This window comes from Dehalobacter sp. (genome assembly GCF_030063005.1).
Lineage (GTDB): Bacteria > Bacillota > Desulfitobacteriia > Desulfitobacteriales > Syntrophobotulaceae > Dehalobacter > Dehalobacter restrictus.
On record NZ_JAPDHR010000044.1, the window covers coordinates 13,112 to 33,274 of the forward strand.

Annotated in this window: 15 protein-coding genes; 11 read left to right on the top strand and 4 right to left on the bottom strand. The window is 46.6% G+C overall.

Annotation, left to right across the window (positions count from 1 at the left end; all coding sequences use genetic code 11):
* Positions 1-49 precede the first annotated feature (49 nt).
* The gene (locus OKX56_RS11785; RefSeq protein WP_025205688.1) at positions 50-1,843 is read left to right on the top strand and encodes an ABC transporter ATP-binding protein; all 1,794 of its coding nucleotides are present in this window, start codon (positions 50-52) and stop codon (positions 1,841-1,843) included.
* A gap of 208 nt (positions 1,844-2,051) precedes the next feature.
* On the opposite strand, the gene OKX56_RS11790 is transcribed toward OKX56_RS11785, so the two are convergent.
* Positions 2,052-2,951, bottom strand: a complete 900-nt coding sequence (locus tag OKX56_RS11790) for a PLP-dependent cysteine synthase family protein (RefSeq protein ID WP_019226867.1) — start codon at positions 2,949-2,951, stop codon at positions 2,052-2,054.
* 305 nt (positions 2,952-3,256) lie between these two features.
* On the opposite strand from OKX56_RS11790, the gene OKX56_RS11795 reads away from it, so the two are divergent.
* The 6 genes from OKX56_RS11795 (at position 3,257) to ade (ending at position 12,370) form a co-directional block, all read left to right on the top strand.
* Positions 3,257-4,759 (top strand): IMP dehydrogenase, encoded by a 1,503-nt coding sequence (locus OKX56_RS11795; protein WP_019225419.1) that lies wholly within the window; start codon positions 3,257-3,259, stop codon positions 4,757-4,759.
* A 230-nt stretch (positions 4,760-4,989) separates the two neighbouring features.
* On the top strand, positions 4,990-6,924 hold the full coding sequence (gene iorA / locus OKX56_RS11800) for an indolepyruvate ferredoxin oxidoreductase subunit alpha (protein WP_019225418.1): 1,935 nt from the start codon (positions 4,990-4,992) through the stop codon (positions 6,922-6,924).
* Positions 6,921-7,517, top strand: a complete 597-nt coding sequence (locus OKX56_RS11805) for an indolepyruvate oxidoreductase subunit beta (protein WP_019225417.1) — start codon at positions 6,921-6,923, stop codon at positions 7,515-7,517. Before iorA ends, OKX56_RS11805 begins: the two co-directional genes overlap by 4 nt.
* Positions 7,514-8,752, top strand: coding sequence for a phenylacetate--CoA ligase family protein (locus tag OKX56_RS11810; RefSeq protein ID WP_019225416.1), 1,239 nt, complete (start codon positions 7,514-7,516; stop codon positions 8,750-8,752). Before OKX56_RS11805 ends, OKX56_RS11810 begins: the two co-directional genes overlap by 4 nt.
* A gap of 89 nt (positions 8,753-8,841) precedes the next feature.
* A complete protein-coding gene (locus tag OKX56_RS11815) occupies positions 8,842-10,482 on the top strand; it encodes a class I adenylate-forming enzyme family protein (RefSeq protein WP_019225415.1) in 1,641 nt (546 codons plus the stop codon).
* Between the two features lie 79 nt (positions 10,483-10,561).
* The gene (gene ade, locus OKX56_RS11820; protein WP_019225414.1) at positions 10,562-12,370 is read left to right on the top strand and encodes an adenine deaminase; all 1,809 of its coding nucleotides are present in this window, start codon (positions 10,562-10,564) and stop codon (positions 12,368-12,370) included.
* Positions 12,371-12,390: 20 nt separating this feature from the next.
* Here ade and OKX56_RS11825 read toward each other — a convergent pair whose 3' ends face one another.
* Entirely contained in the window at positions 12,391-13,026 is a 636-nt protein-coding gene (locus OKX56_RS11825) for an EAL and HDOD domain-containing protein (RefSeq protein WP_019225413.1), read from the bottom strand.
* A 209-nt stretch (positions 13,027-13,235) separates the two neighbouring features.
* On the opposite strand from OKX56_RS11825, the gene OKX56_RS11830 reads away from it, so the two are divergent.
* The 3 genes from OKX56_RS11830 to OKX56_RS11840 all read left to right on the top strand — a co-directional run bounded on the left by OKX56_RS11830 (position 13,236) and on the right by OKX56_RS11840 (position 16,309).
* On the top strand, positions 13,236-13,466 hold the full coding sequence (locus tag OKX56_RS11830) for a hypothetical protein (RefSeq protein WP_019225412.1): 231 nt from the start codon (positions 13,236-13,238) through the stop codon (positions 13,464-13,466).
* A gap of 350 nt (positions 13,467-13,816) precedes the next feature.
* The gene (locus OKX56_RS11835; protein WP_019225411.1) at positions 13,817-15,262 is read left to right on the top strand and encodes a DEAD/DEAH box helicase; all 1,446 of its coding nucleotides are present in this window, start codon (positions 13,817-13,819) and stop codon (positions 15,260-15,262) included.
* A gap of 141 nt (positions 15,263-15,403) precedes the next feature.
* Positions 15,404-16,309: a chemotaxis protein gene (locus OKX56_RS11840; protein WP_019225410.1), complete on the top strand. Its 906-nt coding sequence runs from the start codon at positions 15,404-15,406 to the stop codon at positions 16,307-16,309.
* A gap of 134 nt (positions 16,310-16,443) precedes the next feature.
* Here the strand turns inward: OKX56_RS11840 and OKX56_RS11845 are convergent, their stop codons facing one another.
* Positions 16,444-16,809: a GerW family sporulation protein gene (locus tag OKX56_RS11845; RefSeq protein ID WP_019225409.1), complete on the bottom strand. Its 366-nt coding sequence runs from the start codon at positions 16,807-16,809 to the stop codon at positions 16,444-16,446.
* The gene (locus OKX56_RS11850; RefSeq protein ID WP_026071840.1) at positions 16,799-17,530 is read right to left on the bottom strand and encodes a hypothetical protein; all 732 of its coding nucleotides are present in this window, start codon (positions 17,528-17,530) and stop codon (positions 16,799-16,801) included. Before OKX56_RS11850 ends, OKX56_RS11845 begins: the two co-directional genes overlap by 11 nt.
* 244 nt (positions 17,531-17,774) lie before the next feature.
* On the opposite strand from OKX56_RS11850, the gene OKX56_RS11855 reads away from it, so the two are divergent.
* On the top strand, positions 17,775-20,153 hold the full coding sequence (locus OKX56_RS11855; protein ID WP_019225407.1) for a type IA DNA topoisomerase: 2,379 nt from the start codon (positions 17,775-17,777) through the stop codon (positions 20,151-20,153).
* Positions 20,154-20,163 lie beyond the last annotated feature (10 nt).

Sequence of the window (20,163 nt, forward strand, 5' to 3'; positions counted from 1 at the left end):
GTCGTGCTAATCTACCCATAGAGAATTAATCGGAAGGGTGGGTGGTAACATGGGTCTTGGCAGGGTTCGTTTTATAGATGATTCAGTGGAGATGCCGAATATTACAGGCAAAATGCTGGCCAGAATCTTCCGGTACTTTATTCCGTACTGGAAACAAACCGTTGTGATCATCCTGTCCCTGGTCATTTCAGCGCTGCTTGGACTCGTACCGCCTTTAGCGACCCGGAGTATTTTAGATGAGGCTCTGCCTCAGCATGATATGAAGTACCTGACGATTCTGATGGTGGTGGCCATCGGGGCAGTTGTCTTAAGCGGTTTGTTGATGGTTGGACAGAATTATCTCAAAACCCTGATTGCTCGCAATATTATCTATAAGATGAAAAACCAGATGTTTGACCATATCCAGCATATGTCCCTGCGTTTTTTCTCGACGGTCAAACCGGGTGAAATCATCACGCGGATGAACAGCGATATCAATGGCGTCCAGGAAATGCTGAACAGCACGATCATCAATACGCTTAATAGTACCCTGACGCTTGTCGCCACGGCTGCAGCACTGATCTCGATGAACTGGAAGCTGGCGATGGTCGGCATCGTGATCATTCCGCTTTTTGTCATACCGACGCGCAAGGTCGGCAAAGTCAGATGGAAGATTGTATCCCAGACCCAGACCAAGGTCGATGAAGTGAACCAGATCTTACAGGAGACGTTCAGCATCAGCGGTTCGATCTTGATGAAAATTTTTACAAAAGAACAAGCGGATTATACGAAATTCGAAAAAGTCAATCGGGAAGAATCCCGTCTGCGGATGAAAGAGTCTTTAGCCGGGCAATGGTTTACGATGACCATCAGCATTTTTACCTTTATCGGGCCGATGTTCATCTATTTTTTTGGCGGCTACCTCTATATGCAGGGTGAAATCACCGTCGGGGAAATTGTGGCTTTTGTAGCGCTGTTGGCCAGGCTTTATACCCCTGCAGCCCAGCTGTCAAATATCCATATCAGCGTTGTCCGTTCGTTCGCTTTGTTTCAGCGGATCTTTGACTATTTTGATCAGCCGATCGAGATTGTGGACCGTGACAAAGCGAAAACAATCGTCTCGGCTGTCGGTCAAGTTGACTTTGAACACGTTTCTTTTTCGTATGACCGTAAAATACCCGTTCTTCGGGATATCAACTTTTCCGTTGCGTCCGGAACCATGGTCGCGCTGGTCGGTCCGAGCGGGGCAGGGAAGACAACCATTACCAATCTGATCCCAAGACTGTACGATGTTGTGAACGGCTGTGTCAAAATTGACGGAGAAGATATCAGGGACCTAACACTTCAGTCACTGCGCAGACAAATTGGCATTGTGATGCAGGAGCCTTATTTATTTAATGATACAATTGAAGAAAATCTAAAATACGCCCGGGAAGATGCCACGGTAGATGAAATGATAGAAGCCTGCAGAGCGGCTTATATCCATGATTTTATCATGACGCTGCCGGACAAATACCAAACAGTGGTTGGGAACAGAGGCATCAAGCTGTCAGGAGGGGAGAAGCAGCGGATCTCGATCGCCCGCGTCATCTTAAAAACCCCCCGGATCATTATCTTTGATGAAGCAACTTCTTCCCTGGATTCGGTGTCGGAGCTGTACATTCAAAAAGCAATGGTTCCGCTGCTGAAAGGGAAGACAAGTTTTATTATTGCCCACAGGCTTTCCACGGTACTGGCGGCCGACCAGATCCTTGTCGTGGAAAAAGGACGGATCGCAGAAGTAGGAAAACATGCGGACTTATTGTTACGGGACGGGATCTATAAAAAACTGTATGACACGCAGTTCAAGAACCAGACAATATAATATCGGTATTACCCCATAATACTACGTGGCAAGGGATAATACCGTAAAAGATGATCATTTTATTTCATTAATCCAAGAAATTGTACACGTATACAATTTTTTAAATTTAGAAATTTTGTCGTATCGAAGATTCACAACTGATCGCTTGACAATATATTGATACACTTAGGCATGTGCTGTGTTGGTTCAAACATCCTATATCTGCTGCTTATTCAGCTAAATTAAATAGATTCGTACTCAGATATTTTTCCCCGCGATCGGCAAACAGGACCACGATCAATCCTTCCTCAATATCTTTGATGCATTCCAAAGCTGCAATCATTGCGGCTCCGCTGCTCATCCCGACAAAGATGCCTTCCTGGAGAACGATGGCTCTGGCCATGGCAAAAGCGGCCTCAGATTCAATCATGACTGTCCGGTCTATCTTGCTGGGATCATAGATTTCCGGTACAATAGCCTCTTCCATGTTTTTAAGACCCTGAATATAATGGCCCTTTTCAGGGTGGGCTTCAATAATTTGAACCGCAGGATTCTTGTCCTTAAGACCCATGCCAACACCCATGAGCGTCCCTGAGGTACCAAGTGCGGAAACGTAGTGAGTGACTTTTCCGTGGGTCTCCTCCCATATTTCATGCGCAGTCGTATAATAATGGGCGAGCTTATTGTACTCGTTTGAGAATTGGTTTGGCATAAAATATTTCTCTGGATACATCCTGCAGAGCTCGTGTGCTTTGCGGATCGCTCCGTCAGTTCCCTCGGATGGGTCGGTCAGGATTGTCCTGGCACCAAAAGCTTCAATCATTTTGCGGCGCTCCAGAGATACGGCTTCGCTCATCACGATTTCTACCTTATATCCTTTGACGGCACCGATCATGGCGAGGCCAATCCCTGTGTTTCCGGAAGTCGGTTCAATAATGGTCTTGCCGGGGACAAGCGAGCCACACGCTTCGGCTTGCTCGATCATTTTTAAGGCAATGCGGTCTTTGATGCTTCCAGTCGGATTAAAGCCCTCCAGTTTTGCATACAGCGCAACGTGCGGCTTCGGATTTAATCTGTTAATCCGGACCAGCGGAGTATGGCCAATGGTCTCAAGAATATTATCGTACACAGGCGTCATCCTTTCTAAACAATCAATACTATGAATACTATACACTATCTTTGTTGGCAGGGAAATCCTGCTAACCTTTGTTTTTTGCGATGCTTAACATTTAAAATTGTCTGAATTTCTACTGACATCTTGATTTTTGAAGGGAATGTGATAATATTTAGCGAATAAGAATATTTATGGTTATATCTTCGTTATTGATTTTAAAGAAGACTTAGCTGGCGCCTGATATATAAATGAAGAAGTACAAGCTTTATGCAATAAAAATGTTTTGAATGATTATTATTAATGACAAAGGAGAGATTGATATGGCAACTTATTTTGATGAACCTTCCCATACTTTTGGAGAATATTTATTAGTACCCGGGTATTCTTCGGCAGACTGTACCCCGACAAATGTAAGTCTGAAGACTCCCGTTGTAAAATACAAAAAAGGTGAGGAATCTTCCATTAATACGAATATTCCTCTGGTATCGGCAATCATGCAGTCTGTTTCGGACGATAAAATGGCAATTGCTCTGGCCAGAGAAGGCGGTATTTCGTTTATTTATTGTTCTCAGCCGATTGATACCCAGGCTCAGATGATTGCGCGGGTCAAAAACTATAAGGCAGGTTTTGTGACCAGCGATTCCAATATAACCCCGGACAGCACGCTGGCGAACATTTTGGCCCTGAAAGCCAAAACGGATCATTCCACAGTGGCGGTGACCTCAGACGGTACAGCTACGGGTAAGCTGCTGGGTCTTGTTACGACCAGAGATTACCGCGTCAGCAGAATGTCCAAAGATACGAAAGTCAAAGAATTCATGACAAAGTTTGAGGATCTGATCTGCGGAAGTGATCAGATCACCCTGAGTGAAGCCAACGATATTATTTGGGACCATAAGCTGAATGCTTTACCTTTGATCGATAAAGACCAAAACCTTAAGTATCTGGTCTTCCGCAAAGACTATGATTCCCATAAAGAATACGAAAGGGAACTTCTGGACGCCTCCAAAAGGTATATTGTCGGAGCAGGGATTAATACGAGGGACTATGAAGAACGAGTGCCTGCGCTGGTTAATGCCGGATCAGATGTTCTTTGCATTGATTCTTCCGAAGGCTTTTCGGAATGGCAGAAAAGGACGATCGATTTTATCCGCAAAAAATACGGTGAATCCGTAAAGGTTGGCGCCGGGAACGTCGTGGACCGCGAGGGATTCTTATTCCTGGCCGAAGCGGGGGCCGACTTTGTCAAAGTCGGCATTGGCGGCGGGTCGATCTGCATTACCCGCGAACAAAAAGGGATAGGCCGCGGACAGGCTACCGCGTTGATTGAAGTTGCCAATGCGCGCGATCAATATTTCAAGGAAACCGGAATTTATATCCCCGTCTGCTCGGATGGCGGTATCGTCCATGATTACCATATTACACTGGCGCTGGCGATGGGGGCCGATTTTATCATGCTTGGCCGGTATTTTTCACGTTTTGATGAGAGCCCGACGAACAAAGTCAATATCAATGGCAGCTACATGAAGGAATACTGGGGAGAAGGCTCTAACCGTGCCAGGAATTGGCAGCGCTACGATCTCGGCGGTGACGGCAAGCTTTCTTTTGAAGAAGGCGTTGACTCCTATGTGCCATACGCCGGCAGTTTAAAAGACAACGTAACCCTGAGCCTGAACAAAGTCCGTTCAACCATGAGCAACTGTGGGGTTTTGACGATTCCAGAACTGCACAAAAATGCCAAACTCACGCTCGTATCCGCAACAAGCATCGTGGAAGGCGGTTCACATGACGTCCTTCTGAAGGATAACAGCTATATAAAATAAAGTGTCTTCTGTCAATGGAGCGTAATCAGATCATTACCGAAGCAAATCGATAAAAATTCTTAAAAAATTGCCTTAAAAACAGTAATGTCGTTGACGATCATGCCAAAAAAGAATTATACTTAAATATGTTATTTGCAATTTCAAAGCTTGTCTTTCTTTAAAGGGCAAGCTTATTGGTTTGTTCGTCAATATTAGTCTATTGGTCTTGATCTGTTTTAGGAGGACGATTCATGGAACAAGTACTCTTAATGGGGAATGAGGCAATTGCCATGGGAGCTATCCGGGCCGGCGTTGCGGTTGTAACCGGCTATCCAGGCACGCCTTCCACTGAAATATTGGAAACAGTCGCCCGGAAGAATCCCGGGAATATTTATGTTGAATGGTCCGTCAATGAAAAATCCGCGCTGGAAGTTGCGGCTGGTGCAGCCTATGCTGGTCTCAGAACGATGGTCACCATGAAACAAGTTGGTCTTAATGTTGCCTCCGATCCATTAATGAGCCTCGCTTATATCGGGGTAGAGGGGGGAATGGTCATCGTTGTTGCCGATGATCCCGGACCTATTTCTTCCCAGACAGAGCAGGATACCCGTCATTTTGCTTCTTTTGCCAAACTGCCTGTCTTTGACCCATCTTCACCGGAAGAAGCTTATCAGATGATTGGCGATGCGTTTGCCTATTCGGAAGAATACAAGACCCCGGTCTTATTTCGTCCAACCACGCGTGTTTGTCATGGCAGCGCCTCTATCGTACTCGAACCCGCCCAGGCGGCTTCTTCGGCCGGCGCTTTTGTCAAAAATCCGAAATGGACGATTTTTCCTCGCCTTTCTTATGAAAAGCATCTGCAAATTGAAGCCAGACGTCCAATACTGGAAGCGGACTTTTCCTCCTATCCCTGCAATATATTAACCGGCAGCGGTAAAAAAGGTATTGCCACAGGCGGCATCAGTTATGCTTATACGTGTGAAGCGATCCAGGCGCTAAAGGAGTGCCGTCAACGCGAAAACGATGTTCAGAAGAATAGTTCGGATATTGACTATAAACTCTTCAAAGTTTCAACGCCGCATCCTTTTCCGGTAAGACTGGCCCTGGAATTCTTAAGCGGCCTCGATGAAGTACTGGTGATCGAAGAACTGGATCCAGTGATTGAAAAAGAATTGATTTTCCTGTGCGGCCAATACCATTTGCCTGTCAAAGTCTTCGGCAAACTGAGCGGCCATACCCCTCAGGCTGGGGAAAACAGCATTGAAATCGCGCGCAAGGCAATCACGAAATTCTTAAAGAAGCCTAATCAGGATGAAGACTGCCGTCTAAATCTCTCCACATTGAATGCTAAACATGAGGATATAAACAATAAAGAAGAATGCATAGCTGAAGAGGATCAACAGACTGTAGAAGTTATACAGCCTGAGCAGCCGGCTCTGCCGGTCCGGCCTTCGGTACTCTGTGCCGGCTGTCCGCACCGCGCTTCTTTTTACGCGGTGAAAAAAGCCATGAAAGGTAAGAAAGCGGTCTTTTCCGGTGACATCGGCTGCTATACACTTGGTAATGCAAGTCCGCTGGAGATGGTTGACACCTGCCTCTGCATGGGTGCAGGCATTACGATTGCCCAGGGACTGCACCGCGCTGAACCGGATACGGTTAATTTTGCATTTATCGGTGATTCAACCTTTTTTCATACAGGCATTGCCGGTGTGATTAATGCTGTTTACAATGAAACCGATATCGTATTGATCATTCTCGACAATTCGACAACGGCGATGACAGGTCATCAGCCACACCCGGGCACCGGGAAAACCATGATGGGAAATATCGCTGAAAAAATTAGTATTCCGGCTGTCCTTCAAGCCTTGGGTGTTAAACAGATTACGACATGCAATCCGCTCAACTTAAAACAAGCGGTCGCTGCCATCCAAGATGCTGCAGCGGTGCGTGGCGTTTCAGCGGTGATCTTTGAATATCCGTGCATTGCAATAGCCAAACCAGGGCCGCAATTCACAGTTGATCCCGGAAAATGCAGCGGCTGCAAGCGCTGTATCAAAGAATTGGGCTGTCCGGCCATTACCTGGAAAGTAGATAAGGCTGAAATTGATTCGGCTTTATGCTACGGTTGCTCACTCTGTACACAAGTCTGTTCTTTTGCTGCGATAGGAGGTGAGCCGGTATGAATATTATCTTAGCTGGGGTAGGCGGTCAGGGAATTGTCCTGGCTTCCAAAGTTATTGCCCAATCCGCGATGCAAAAAGGCTTAAAAGTTCGTACAGCGGAGACGATCGGCATGGCCCAGCGGGGTGGCTGCGTCGTCAGCCATGTAAGGATCGGTGAAAATATTCACGCTCCGCTGGTAGCATTGAAGACAGCTGATCTGGTGCTAGGCTTTGAACCCGCGGAAGCTGTACGGGCGCTTCCTTTTTTAAAGCCGCAAGGGACCGTCATTGTCAGTCAAAAAGCGATTAAACCGGTCACAGCTTCACTCTCGGCTGAAGGTTATGAGGGGAAGACGATGCTGGACTATCTGCAAAACAGTGTCAGCCGGTTCTATATTGTGGATAGCGATGCAGTCTGTTCTGTCTGCGGCTCACCAAAAGTCTTAAACACTGCCTTACTCGGTGCAGCAGCAGGCAGCGGTGTACTTGGCTTTACACTTACGGACATGGAAACTGCTCTGGAAAGCGTATTGCCGGCTAAACTGCTGGACATGAACATTCAGGCCCTTCGGGCCGGTGCCCAAAACATAGAAGAGGGGAATATTTGTGTATGAAACGGATGAATGAAACCCAGTTTGCAGCGATTAGAAAAAATCTGACCAAACTCTGCAGTCTCGACGGTTTTTACAGCAAGAAATTTGCAGGGTACGAACTACTTCAGAGCATGCAAAGCCAGGAAGATTTTGAAAAACTACCGTTTACCAATAAAGATGATCTGAGAGAAGCTTATCCACTTGGCCTGCAGGCTGTTCCCGACAGTGAGATTGTCCGGATTCATTCCTCTTCCGGAACCACCGGCACCCCGGTCATTATTCCGTATACAAGGCAGGATGTCGAAGACTGGGCCATCATGTTTAAACGCTGCTATGAAACAGCCGGTTTGACCAACCTGGACCGGGTCCATATTACGCCGGGCTACGGCTTATGGACAGCAGGCATCGGCTTTCAGAACGGAGCTGAGCTTTTAGGGGCCATGGTTATTCCGATGGGCCCTGGCAATACCGATAAACAAATTCAAATGATGATTGATTTAAAAAGTACCGTTTTGTGCGCGACTTCATCCTATGCCTTGCTCCTGGCTGAAGAGATCTCCAAAAGGGGAGTCAAGGACAAAATCCACCTGCGCAAAGGTGTCATCGGTTCGGAACGCTGGGGCGAAAAAATGCGCCGACGCATCGCCGGTGAACTGGGCGTTCAATTATACGATATCTATGGCTTGACTGAGATTTACGGACCGGGCATTGCGATGAGCTGCGATTACGAATGCGGCATGCATTATTGGGATGATTATCTGTACTTTGAGATTATCGACCCGCATACCGGCCAGCAGGTACCGGAAGGCGAAATTGGGGAACTGGTGATCACGACCTTAAAGAAGGAAGGTGCTCCGCTGATTCGCTACCGCACCCATGATTTAACCCGTTTCCTGCCAGGAGAATGTGCCTGCGGTCTGGCTCACCCCAGAATCGATACCATTATCGGCCGTACCGATGATATGGTCAAAGTCAAGGGTGTGAATATTTTCCCGGGTCAGATTGACGAGCTTCTGCGCGAAGTAGAAGGTGCCAGCAGTGAATACCAGGTCATGATTGACCATTTAAGCGGCAAAGATATTATGACGCTGTTCTTTGAGACCGAAAACAATGCAGATAAAAAGCAGCTCGAACAAGACGTCAAACAGCATTGTAAAGCAAAAATTGGGATTTCCGTCGTCCCGAAAGCCGTAGCTATCGGGGAACTTCCCCGGAGCGAAAAGAAATCGACCCGCATCTTTGATAACCGCTATTAATTTTGCATTTTAAATTTACAGTTTTATATAAGTCAATTTATTTCATCACAAACAAATATTGTCATGGTAGAACGGGAGGAGATTAAACAATGCCCATTACTGAATTGTTGGTACGCAACGCAGCGTTGTACGGACAGGAGAAATGTCTGACCGAGATTAATCTGGATCTTCAGGAAAGCCATAAAATCACCTGGAGAGAGTATGAACTGATCGAAAATAATCCGGCAGGGGAATACCGGCTGGAAATGACCTGGCGGGTTTTTGACGAGAAAGCGAACCGTATGGCGAATCTGCTTCTGAAAAGAGGCATTAAGAAAGGCGATAAAGTCGCCATTTTATTAATGAATTGCCTGGAATGGCTGCCGATTTACTTCGGTATCTTAAAATCCGGCGCCGTTGCAGTCCCTTTAAATTTTCGCTACACAGCTGAAGAAATCAAATACTGCCTGGAATTGTCCGATACAATTGCGTTGATCTTTGGACCGGAATTTATTGGCCGTGTGGAAACGATTTACGATCAGATCCCTAAAGTCAAAACGCTTTTATTTGCGGGTGAAAACCGTCCGTCCTTCGCAGAGAATTACGACCGGCTGGCAGCGAACAGTTCCTCGGAGGTGCCGCAAGTTGTACTGTCTGACGATGATGATGCGGCCGTCTACTTTTCTTCCGGGACGACCGGCTTCCCGAAAGCCATCCTCCATACACACCGGAGCTTAATGTCGGCCTGTTATACGGAACAAAACCATCATGGACAGACCCGTGACGACAATTTCCTGTGCATACCGCCGCTTTATCACACCGGTGCCAAAATGCACTGGTTCGGCAGCCTGCTCTCAGGCAGCAAAGCTGTCCTGCTGCGCGGCGTCAAACCGGAGTGGATTCTGAAGACGATCAGCGAGGAAAAAATCACCATCGCCTGGCTTCTCGTTCCATGGGCCCAGGATATCCTGGATGCGATTGAGAGCGGCAAAGTTAAGCTGGAGGATTATGAGCTCTCTCAATGGCGCCTGATGCATATAGGGGCCCAGCCGGTACCTCCCAGCCTGATCCGCCGCTGGAAAAACTATTTTCCAAATCATCTGTACGATACGAATTACGGCCTGAGTGAGTCCATCGGACCGGGCTGTGTGCATCTTGGCCTAGAGAACATCCATAAAGTGGGCGCGATTGGGGTACCCGGTTATCAGTGGGAAGTTCAAATTACTGACGAAAACGGCTGTCCGGTCCAACAGGGTCAGGTAGGGGAACTGAGGGTCAAAGGTCCGGGTGTCATGAAATGCTACTACAACGACCCTGAAGCCACGGCTGTAGCCCTGAAAGACGGCTGGTTGCTGACCGGTGATGTGGCCAGGATGGATGAGGCCGGCTTTATATATTTGGTCGATAGGAAAAAAGATGTGATCATCAGCGGCGGCGAAAATATTTATCCGGTTCAGATCGAAGACTTCCTGCGTGCACATACGTCGATTAAGGATGTCGCAGTGATTGGTCTGCCTGATCCGCGCCTGGGTGAGATTACCGCAGCAATCATCGAACTCAAACCGGGAAGTATCTGCACAGAAGAAGATATCAGCGTTTTCTGTGCACCAATGCCCCGCTATAAACGTCCGCGCCGGATTATCTTCGACAAGGTCCCGCGCAATCCAACCGGTAAGATTGAGAAACCGCGTTTAAGGGAAAAATACGGGGCAGCCACCCTGATTGCCGCCCAGACAGAAAACAGTCTATAGTCAATGAGATGAAAAAATCCATTGATAAAAGTAATCATAGCAAAAGGAATCATCCATGAAATAAAACGAGGGGATTAAAGTGTTGAATGATTGTGTACTCAATTTTCTCGTGAAAGATTTTCAGGAGAAAACAGCCGAACTGGCTCAAACCGCCATGGGTATCCTGAAAGCGGACACGGTGATCCGGGGCGGCCGCATCATCAATGTAAATACTTGTGAAATCGAAGAAAACAAGGACGTCGCGATCAAACACGGCCGGATTGTCCTAGTCGGTAATGCCGCGCCTGCTATCGGGGAACAGACGAAGATCATCGATGCCTCGGGCTATACGCTGGCACCGGGTTTTCTGGACGGACATCTGCATGTCGAGAGCAGCATGGTCACGCTGAGGGAATTCACCAGAGCTGTCCTGCCGCAGGGAACGACGTGCATTGTGATGGACCCGCATGAGATTGCCAATGTCTTCGGTCTGGAAGGCGTTAAGATGATGGTCGAAGAAGGACAGGCCATGCCACTTAAAGTATTTGCAACAATGCCGTCCTGTGTACCTGCTGCTCCGGGTTTTGAAGATGCCGGAGCGATCATCGGCCCGGCTGAAATCGAAGAAGCCTTGCAGGACAGCAGGATCATCGGGCTCGGGGAAATGATGAATTATCCGGCAGTCATCTCTGGTGATGCGCAGGTTCATGCCGAATTAAAGGTAACGCTGAACGCCGGCAAGCCGGTTACCGGGCATTACGCTTCTGCTGATCTCGAAAAAGGATTGCAGGCTTATGCAGCAGCCGGGATCCTGTCCTGCCATGAAAGTACGACCAGGGAGGATGCCCTGGCCCGGATGCGTCTCGGTATGTATGCCAAACTGCGGGAAGGCTCAGCCTGGCAGGACGTTAAGGAAACCGTCCGGGCCATTACTGAAAACAAAGTAGATTCCCGGTATGCCGTGCTGGTGACGGACGATGTGCATCCGCATACCCTTTTGGCCAAAGGACACCTCAACCATGTGATCCGCCAGGCGATTCGCCAGGGTGTCAATCCGGTTACGGCGATTCAAATGGCAACCATTAATCCTGCTCAGTGTTTCGGGCTTGACCGGCATCTCGGGAGTATCTCACCTGGCAGATGTGCAGATATTGTTTTTCTGCGTGACCTCGCGGAAGTCACCGTAGAAAAAGTAATGATAGACGGGGAAATCATAGCAGAACAAGGACGGATGCTGGCTGAAATTTCGTCCGTCAGCTATCCGGAGAAGTTCCGCAGTTCCGTTCATCTGTCCCATAAACTGAAATCCGGAGACTTCATCATCAAAGCTCCGGAAGGAAGAACGACGGTCAGGGCGCACGTCATCGAGATCAAAGAAGCCCAGGCCGGAACCCTTCATCGCGTGATCGAGATGGGAACAGCGCAAGGGCAGGTATGTCCTGACATTACAGCCGATATTGCCAAGGTTATGGTCCTGGAAAGGCACGGCGGCCCGGGAAATTACGGCCTCGGGTATGTCAAGGGTTTCCAGATGAAGAGCGGGGCAGTCGCATCAACAGTGGCTCATGACGGTCATAATCTGATCATCATCGGTGTAAATGACGCGGATATGGCGCTTGCCGGCAATACACTGGCAGACCTTGGCGGCGGTATGGCCACTGTGAGGGATGGGAAAGTGCTGGCCATACTGCCACTGCCGATCGCCGGCTTAATGTCGGACAGACCGGTCGAGGAAGTGGCCGGAATGGTGACTCAGCTTGATAAAGCCTGGAAAGAGCTTGGATGCAGTTTGGCCTCGCCATTTATGACCATGGCGCTCTTAAGTCTGCCTGTTATCCCGGAACTGCGCCTGACGAACCGTGGACTGATTGATTGTCTGAACTTTTCATTCCTGTCTTTGCTCGAATGATACGCTCCAATGATACGACTTCACTTTTCAAAGTCAATGATGAAATCCAATAAGCGCCGTTGTTTATTATCCTGGCCGAGCAAGGCCAGTTTTACATGATCCGGTAGGGAAAGGCCATGGAGCACCTGCTCCATGCTTTTGTTCAGCAGAATGTCAATGGAAGAAAACATCCCAGTAAAAAAGAATTCAGAACTGCTCGTTTTATCTCCCAGTTCTGAAGCTAAAAGTTCCATTAGTTTTCCTCGGATAAGTGACAATTTGATCAGTTCCGCGTTTTCGATATTTTGCAGATCTTTCAGCATGATGATTGAGCTCCAGCGGTACAGTTCTTTTAAGCCAAGGTGGGCGAGCGCCTGTGGGATAGAATTGATTTTATTTTTTGTCCCAAGATATGTGGAGTTGGCAAGTTTAAAAATTTTATAGGTCAGGCCGAGATCACTTTGAACAATATTGCCAATCACCGTATAGTTCGGTTCAGGCATTTTGAGTTCCTGAATGATTTTCAATATATTGCTGTTCAGTGATACAATCTCTTTAGAATTAATGATCGAAGGTTTGCTGAAAAAATAACCTTGAAAATAATCATATCCCATTTCATAAGCGCGCTGAAATTCTTCCCGCGTTTCAATTTTCTCAGCGACAAACCTCACTTTCATGTGATATTGCTTTATCAGCTTGCGCTGAAGATCAAGTGTATGCTGCCGTAAAAGATGGTTGACACATCGTTATTCCTTCTATATAATACATTTCGGAGTATTTTTACGGACATCAAGATTTCATTTACATCATTGTTTTACTGAATTCTGAAATATTGAAGTAACACTCCCTGAAGTATTGGAGCATGTGAGAAGGAGGTGTTTTTTTTATGCGTTTTTGTCATGAACTTAAAAAGCTGGCGAAGGCTTTTGAAGCGGATCAATTTGCGGCCGTCAAAAAAGATGTACTCGTCGTCCTTGAAAATATATATGGTGAAACCTCCAGAGAGTATAAAGTTGTCAAACAGACATCTTCCCCTGCAACCATTATCAAGGTTTTGAACCATATCGCTGAAAGATCAGATGATCTGTCCTTTCATGCGCTTGCTGCAAATATGTAATTTAAATCCATGGCGCGGACTACGGCCTCCTTTCTGCAAGGGGGTCGTATTTGTTTAGCTTGCTGCTGTGCATTTAACGTTAATAAGGTACTTGAAAGAATAAAGGAATTGATTCCTGATCTGCAGAAATAATACTAAATAGAATAAAAAACAACTTACTAACTCCAGACTAAGTCAACGTAATGGATGGACAGCGTCAAGCGGAGCATGGATTGCGAAGCGCGGGATTTTGTGTCAGGATGACACAACGACCGAAAGCGGCCATCCATTACGTTGACGAGCCCGAGTAAATCTAAAAAATTTATAATATTCCTTTTATACATACTCCTGATAAAGAAAGAGATGACCGCATGCACCAGGTTTCTTTTGACCAATATCCGTTAAGTCCGGAAATATTAAAAGCCCTTCAGCTGCTGAACTATGACAAGCCTACGAACGTCCAGAAACAGGTCATCCCATTGTTTCTGGCGCAAAAAGATGTGATTGTTAAATCTCAGACCGGCAGCGGCAAGACGGCCGCTTTTGCTATTCCGCTTTGCCAGATGGTGGATTGGGAAGAAAATAAACCCCAGGCCCTGATCATCACGCCAACGAGAGAACTGGCCATCCAGGTCAAAGAGGATCTGTTTCATATCGGCCGTTTTAAAAGACTAAAAATTGCTGCGGTATACGGCAAATCTCCTTTCTATTATCAGGAGAAAGAGCTGAAGCAAAAAACGCATATTGTGGTGGGAACGCCTGGCCGGCTGATCGATCATTTTCAGAAAGGGACGCTGGATACTTCTTGTATCAAATACCTGGTTATTGACGAAGCGGATGAACTGATGAATATGGGCTTTCTGGAACAGACGGAAACCATCCTTGGCAGCTTGTCTGCCGACCGCGTAACAGCCCTGCTGTCGGCCACGATGCCTTCTGATGTCAGAACACTGTGTGATCATTATTTGCGCGAGCCAGTCTATGTAGAAACGCAAGAAGAAACATCCGCTGCGGAAAGAATCTCCCAGGAAAGATACCTCATTGCCAGACAGGATAAAATAAAGCTTCTTAAAGATCTTTCAGTCACTGAGAATCCCGATAGCTGTCTGATTTTCTGCAATACCAAACATCAGGTGGATGAGGTCTATGCGGAATTGAAATTGCTCGATTATCCCTGCGCCAAAATTCATGGCGGTATGGAACAAGGGCACCGCCTGAGTGTCATGGATGATTTTAAACGGGGTTATTTTCGGTACCTGATTGCAACAGATGTGGCAGCCCGGGGGATTGATATCGAAGATATTTCACTCGTCATTAACTTTGATCTGCCGCAGGAAAAGGAAAGCTATGTACACCGGATTGGCAGAACAGGGCGTTTGAATAAAAACGGCAAAGCAATCTCTTTTGTTACCAAAGAAGATGACATTTACCTGCAGGATATACAGAAATATGTTGGACAGGAGATCCCACTGAAACAAAGACCTTCTCAGGATACTGTCCGCAATGCCGAAGCCGTCTTTCAGGAGAAAATAACCGTTTTGCCGGATAATAAAGCCATGAAAGGCACCCGGATCAATTTGGAAATCATGAAGCTCCAGATCAATGCCGGAAAGAAATCCAAGATCCGGCCGGCGGATATTGTGGGCGCACTGACGAATATTGCGGGTATGACTGCGGCTGACATCGGGATTATCAATATTTTGGATGAATTGAGTTATGTGGAAATCCTGAACTTTAAAGGGTCACTTGTCCTTGAAGCCTTGCAAACAACGCCGCTCAAAGGTAAACTGCGGAAAGTAAGAAAAGTGAATCGCTGAATGCTCAAATGTCATAATAAAACTGTATTTATTGAAATAAACCGAAATAATTAATTGTAGAAAAGACGAATTCTGAAGGATTTTGGAGCTTCTTTAGCGAAAATACAAGATATAAATACTCCAGGGAAGAGGAGACAGACGATGCAGGATGATAAAGGAATTTTGCTGGAATCCGGAACCAATGAGTTTGAAATTATCGAGTTTACCGTAGACGGGAAATTCTATGGGATTAACGTCGCCAAAGTAAGGGAAATTATCAACAATGTCAAGGTGACACACCTGGTAGGTTCACATCCATATATAGAGGGACTATTTACTTTACGGAATAAGATCATTCCGCTTGTTGATCTGACGCGATGCCTAACCGGCGTTAAGCAGGTCACAGATAACCAGCAGATCATTGTTTGTGAAATCAATGGTGAAATGATCAGCTTCAGAGTTGATGAAGTCACGAGGATCTACCGCGTATCCTGGACCCAGATGGAACCTTTGTCGGATATTGCCGGTTCGGACTTTGCAGTCGGTGTCGTTAAGCTGGAAGAAAAAATCATCGTTCTGATCGATTTCGAAAAGATTATTTCTGAGATTGATCCGACCATGAACAAAAGATTATCAACGATACCCGCGGTAGCTGAAGAAATGGACGGCCTCAGAAAGACAAAAACAATATTAATCGCAGAGGATTCCCGCGTTCTTCGGGAACTACTAATCAGAACACTTAGCGCTGCAGGTTATCATGTGATTCCCAACGATAATGGTCTGGAAGCATGGGATAGTCTGAACAAAATGATTGCTGACGGCAGTTCGATCGAGGATAAAGTGCAGCTGGTCATTACAGACATTGAAATGCCCCAAATGGATGGTCATCATCTGATCAAAAAAATAAAAGAGGATGACAAACTTAAAGAGCTGCCCGTCATTATCTTCTCCTCGATGATCAGTGAAGAGCTAAAAAGGAAAGGGCAGTCGCTCGGCGCCTATGCCCAAATCACGAAGCCAGAAATCGAACAATTGATCGTGTTAGTTGATAAAATACTGCTTTCTTAACAACAAAAGATGCATGTCTACGGAATGATTACATTCCATTAATAGAATGAACACGCATGATTTAAATTAGAAGTGGTGCTTCCTGGTGAACTTTTCGTCCGCCGGGAAGCACCACTAAATATTAGACATATGATTTATTCTTCACTGCATTTTTGATCTTTGACTTTATTCACGATCTCGGGAACCATATCGATTAGTTTTTCGAGCCCTCCTGATTTTTCAATTGGCAGCAGTTCGACCTGATCGCCTCTGATAACCAGAACTGCTGTTGGCGAAATACGGCCGCCACTACAGGCACCGCCACCCAAGCCTTGGTTGTTTTTCTGTTCAATGCCGCTTCCGCCGCTCGTACCCAGACCAAATGTAAAATCGATGAATGGAACAAGAATGATTTCTCCGACCTGCATAGGTTCGCCGACGACGGTCTTGGTCTTCAGAAAGCTTTCCAGTTTTTCAAAGATGTTGGTGATATTTTCGCCAATGTTAAAACTATCCGACATAGGGGGATCCTCCTTTAAATTTGATTTTTAAGTTCGTTAACATGATATTGCGAATTGGTTTCGTGACCAGAAGCCCGATGATTACAGAGAGCAGATAGGGCAGCCAGATCCTTCCGCCAATGAAAAACCTTCCTTCCAGCATTTCCTGACCAAATACAAGTTCGACAGCAATATCAAATCTGTCATACCAAAGGTATCCCTGAGTCAGCAGTACCAACAGGAAACCGGTATACATTGGATCAGAAAAGCCTATTTTGACGTTTACGATCAGCTGATCCGGCAGGATATGCCTGGCGATTTTCCTCAGGGATGCCAGGATTTTTTTCAAAACATCGGTCCGCAGGAATTGACGAATACCAAATTCATTTTGATGTTTTTTTTTGGAAGATATTAAGTCTTTCACAGAATCAGCGTGCAGATCTTTTTTGGCATTGTTCTTGGACGCTGTTCCGGACTTCTGTTGATCTTCTTTCTTAGAGTCTGGCCGTTCCTGAAATTTTTTAGTCAGACCCAGAATCATCAACGTCGTTTCAGCCTTACGTTTAGGATATTTGACAAACTCCATCCTGATTCCGCCAAAGAGCCAGGAAACGGACCCCTTCATTTGAGAATGGCCAAGATTCTCTGCAGCAGCCTGATAATGGTAAGGTATAAAGATCATAGCTGCCAGAATCATCACGAGACCCAGCAACATATAGCCAAGGATTGTTAACAAGAACATAGCACCTGACCATCCCTTTTCATATTCACACTTATTAATACACATGAAATAATAAAAAGTTTCAGCTTTCAACAGAAAAGTTGACATTCTTTATCTCAAAGTACCGGTTAATTTTATGCTATACTGAGTATTATGGAAAATTAAGCTAAACTTTTTTTCAATGTTACATGCATTTTAGAGCTAACATGGTACTTGATGTCTGTAAGATTCACATGCAAAAAAAATTATATGGAAAGAAGATCCTATGGAAAGAATACTGATTATTGCTGAAAAACCGGCTCAGGCCCGGGAATATGCTGCAGCCCTGGGGGTAAAAGGTAAAGGACAAGGCTGGCTCGAAAATGACCAGTATGTGATAACCTGGTGTATCGGTCATCTTCTGGAGCTGGAAAGGCCGGAAGGCTATATGGATCTGGAACACGTCGGGAAACGCTGGAGTCTGAAACGTCTGCCCGTTCTGCCAGCTGTCGATTCGTTTCGGCGTACAATCAAATCCCAAACGCGCCAACAATTTCAAGTTTTACAAAAATGGCTGAAATCTTCTGAAATCACACAGGTTATTTGCGGAACGGACGCCGACAGGGAAGGGCAGCTTCTCTTTCAGGAAGTCTGGGATTTGGTGGGATGTACAAAACCGCTCTCCCGGCTCTGGATTTCTTCGCTGACGCGAGAGGCTATCTTGGAAGGCATGAATCAGTTAAGACCGGGTCAGGCCGTGGAAGGTCTGTCAGCCGCAGGCAACGGCAGAGCCTTTGCGGACTGGGACTTTGGGATGAATCTGACCGAAGGCTTCACCTCTTTATTTGGCAGCTTCGATACAGTCCGCAAAAAGCCGAATGTGGTTTCCATCGGCAGAGTACAAACCCCGACATTGGCGCTGATTGTCCGCAGAGAGTGGGAAATTGAGCAATTTGTTGCTGAAACCTATTTTGAAATCAGTGCAGCCTTCTCTGCGGAGCAGGGACAATACACCGGACGCTGGTTTGATCCGGCTCAGGAAAACAGACGCCTGACCGACAGGGAAACTGCCGAACACATTGCTGCGAGAACACAGGGGCAGCCAGGGAAAATCATCCGGGCTGAACAAAAAAAGGTTTCCGAAGCTCCGCCCTTGCTTTTCGATTTGACAAGCCTGACTGTCACAGCTTCCAGACGATTCGGATTTAGTGCCGAAAAGGTCCTGGAACTAGCCCAGTCTCTTTATGATAAAAAGGCCATTACCTACCCACGTACGGATTGTGCTTATTTACCCGCGGATATGATTCCAAAGCTGCCAGCCCATTTGAAAGCCCTGCGTCAGGAGCCTTATCAGGAAAATGTAGATGAAGCAATGACCTATAGTGTGCCTCAAAACAAACGGGTCATCAACACAATTACGGCTCACCATGCGATCATTCCAACGACAGAAACTGTTCATTTGAATAAGCTGCCGGAAGCCGAACGTCAACTTTTTGACCTGATCGCACGGCGTTTTCTGGCTGTCTGGTTTCCTCCTGCCTGGTATCAGCAGACGGAAATCGTTACGGAAGCGGCCCAGGAACATTTTCGCTCCAAAGGCAGGATTCTGCTCAGCTCAGGCTGGAAAATGGTCTATGATTTCGAAGACGCTCAGGATCCTCAGGCTGAAAGCAGCGGAACAACAGGAAAGACCAGGAGAAAAAATAAGAATCGCGAGAACCAGCAAGAAGAGAACACAGAACTTCCGGCGGTCAGTCAGGGTGACTCTGTTCAGACGACCGAAGTCCGGATCGACGAAAAGAGTACCAAACCCCCGAAACGTTTTACCCAGGGAGACCTGCTTAAAGCGATGGAGAGTGCGGGCAAACAAATTGAAGACGATGTTCTGCGCCAGCAGCTGAAAGGGAAGGGCCTCGGGACAGTGGCTACCCGGCCTGCGATCATTGAAAATCTGCTTCAGCGTGGCTATATCAGACAGGAGCAAAAAACGCTGCGGCCGACAGAAAAGGGAACCCAGCTGATTTCATTAATTCAAAACAGGCTTCCGCATGCCGCCCTGCTGATCAGCGCTGAAATGACCGGTCAGCTGGAATATGACCTGGCGCAGGTTGAAAAAGGCGAACTGGCGCTGGAAAAATACATGTCTGAGGTCGAAGAAGCGGTGATACGAATCATTAATGAACTTCGGGCCTATGAACAAAAATATGGCAAAACGCCGTTGGCCCAGGCTCCGGCCAGGTCAGCCAGATCTGCCGAATCTGCGAAATCTTCCAAGAAAGTTCACACATCTTCGGAAGATCAATCAGATCAAACAGACAAGTCGGCTAAAAAAACAAAGGGCGCCAAAGAAGAAAATGGTTCTTCGGCAGCCCGGGAAAGCGGACCTGAAAAACTGGGGCCCTGTCCGCGGTGCGGGGAAGGTGTCATTGAAGGCAATAAAGGTTACGGCTGCTCCAACTGGAAAAGCGGCTGTGGATTTGTGGTCTGGAAAACACCGATTTGCGGTAAGACACTTAGCCAGGCCCAGATGAAAAGCCTGCTGAAGAAAGGTAAAACACCCTTGATCAAAGGATTCAAATCCAAAAGCGGGAAATCTTTCAACGCCTGTCTGGTCTGGGAGGATGCCGCTAATGGAAAACTTAAATTCGCGTTTAATCATGATTGACAGGCCGTTT

Bases quoted from the DNA above. Each gene is read 5' to 3' on its own strand.
- iorA (WP_019225418.1), top strand. From the start codon at position 4,990: ATGGAACAAGTACTCTTAATGGGGAATGAGGCAATTGCCATGGGAGCT.
- OKX56_RS11840 (WP_019225410.1), top strand. From the start codon at position 15,404: ATGCAGGATGATAAAGGAATTTTGCTGGAATCCGGAACCAATGAGTTT.
- OKX56_RS11835 (WP_019225411.1), top strand. From the start codon at position 13,817: ATGCACCAGGTTTCTTTTGACCAATATCCGTTAAGTCCGGAAATATTA.
- OKX56_RS11785 (WP_025205688.1), top strand. From the start codon at position 50: ATGGGTCTTGGCAGGGTTCGTTTTATAGATGATTCAGTGGAGATGCCG.
- OKX56_RS11845 (WP_019225409.1), bottom strand. From the start codon at position 16,809: ATGTCGGATAGTTTTAACATTGGCGAAAATATCACCAACATCTTTGAA.
- OKX56_RS11805 (WP_019225417.1), top strand. From the start codon at position 6,921: ATGAATATTATCTTAGCTGGGGTAGGCGGTCAGGGAATTGTCCTGGCT.
- OKX56_RS11795 (WP_019225419.1), top strand. From the start codon at position 3,257: ATGGCAACTTATTTTGATGAACCTTCCCATACTTTTGGAGAATATTTA.
- OKX56_RS11850 (WP_026071840.1), bottom strand. From the start codon at position 17,530: ATGTTCTTGTTAACAATCCTTGGCTATATGTTGCTGGGTCTCGTGATG.
- OKX56_RS11815 (WP_019225415.1), top strand. From the start codon at position 8,842: ATGCCCATTACTGAATTGTTGGTACGCAACGCAGCGTTGTACGGACAG.
- OKX56_RS11810 (WP_019225416.1), top strand. From the start codon at position 7,514: ATGAAACGGATGAATGAAACCCAGTTTGCAGCGATTAGAAAAAATCTG.
- OKX56_RS11825 (WP_019225413.1), bottom strand. From the start codon at position 13,026: ATGAAAGTGAGGTTTGTCGCTGAGAAAATTGAAACGCGGGAAGAATTT.
- OKX56_RS11855 (WP_019225407.1), top strand. From the start codon at position 17,775: ATGGAAAGAATACTGATTATTGCTGAAAAACCGGCTCAGGCCCGGGAA.
- OKX56_RS11830 (WP_019225412.1), top strand. From the start codon at position 13,236: ATGCGTTTTTGTCATGAACTTAAAAAGCTGGCGAAGGCTTTTGAAGCG.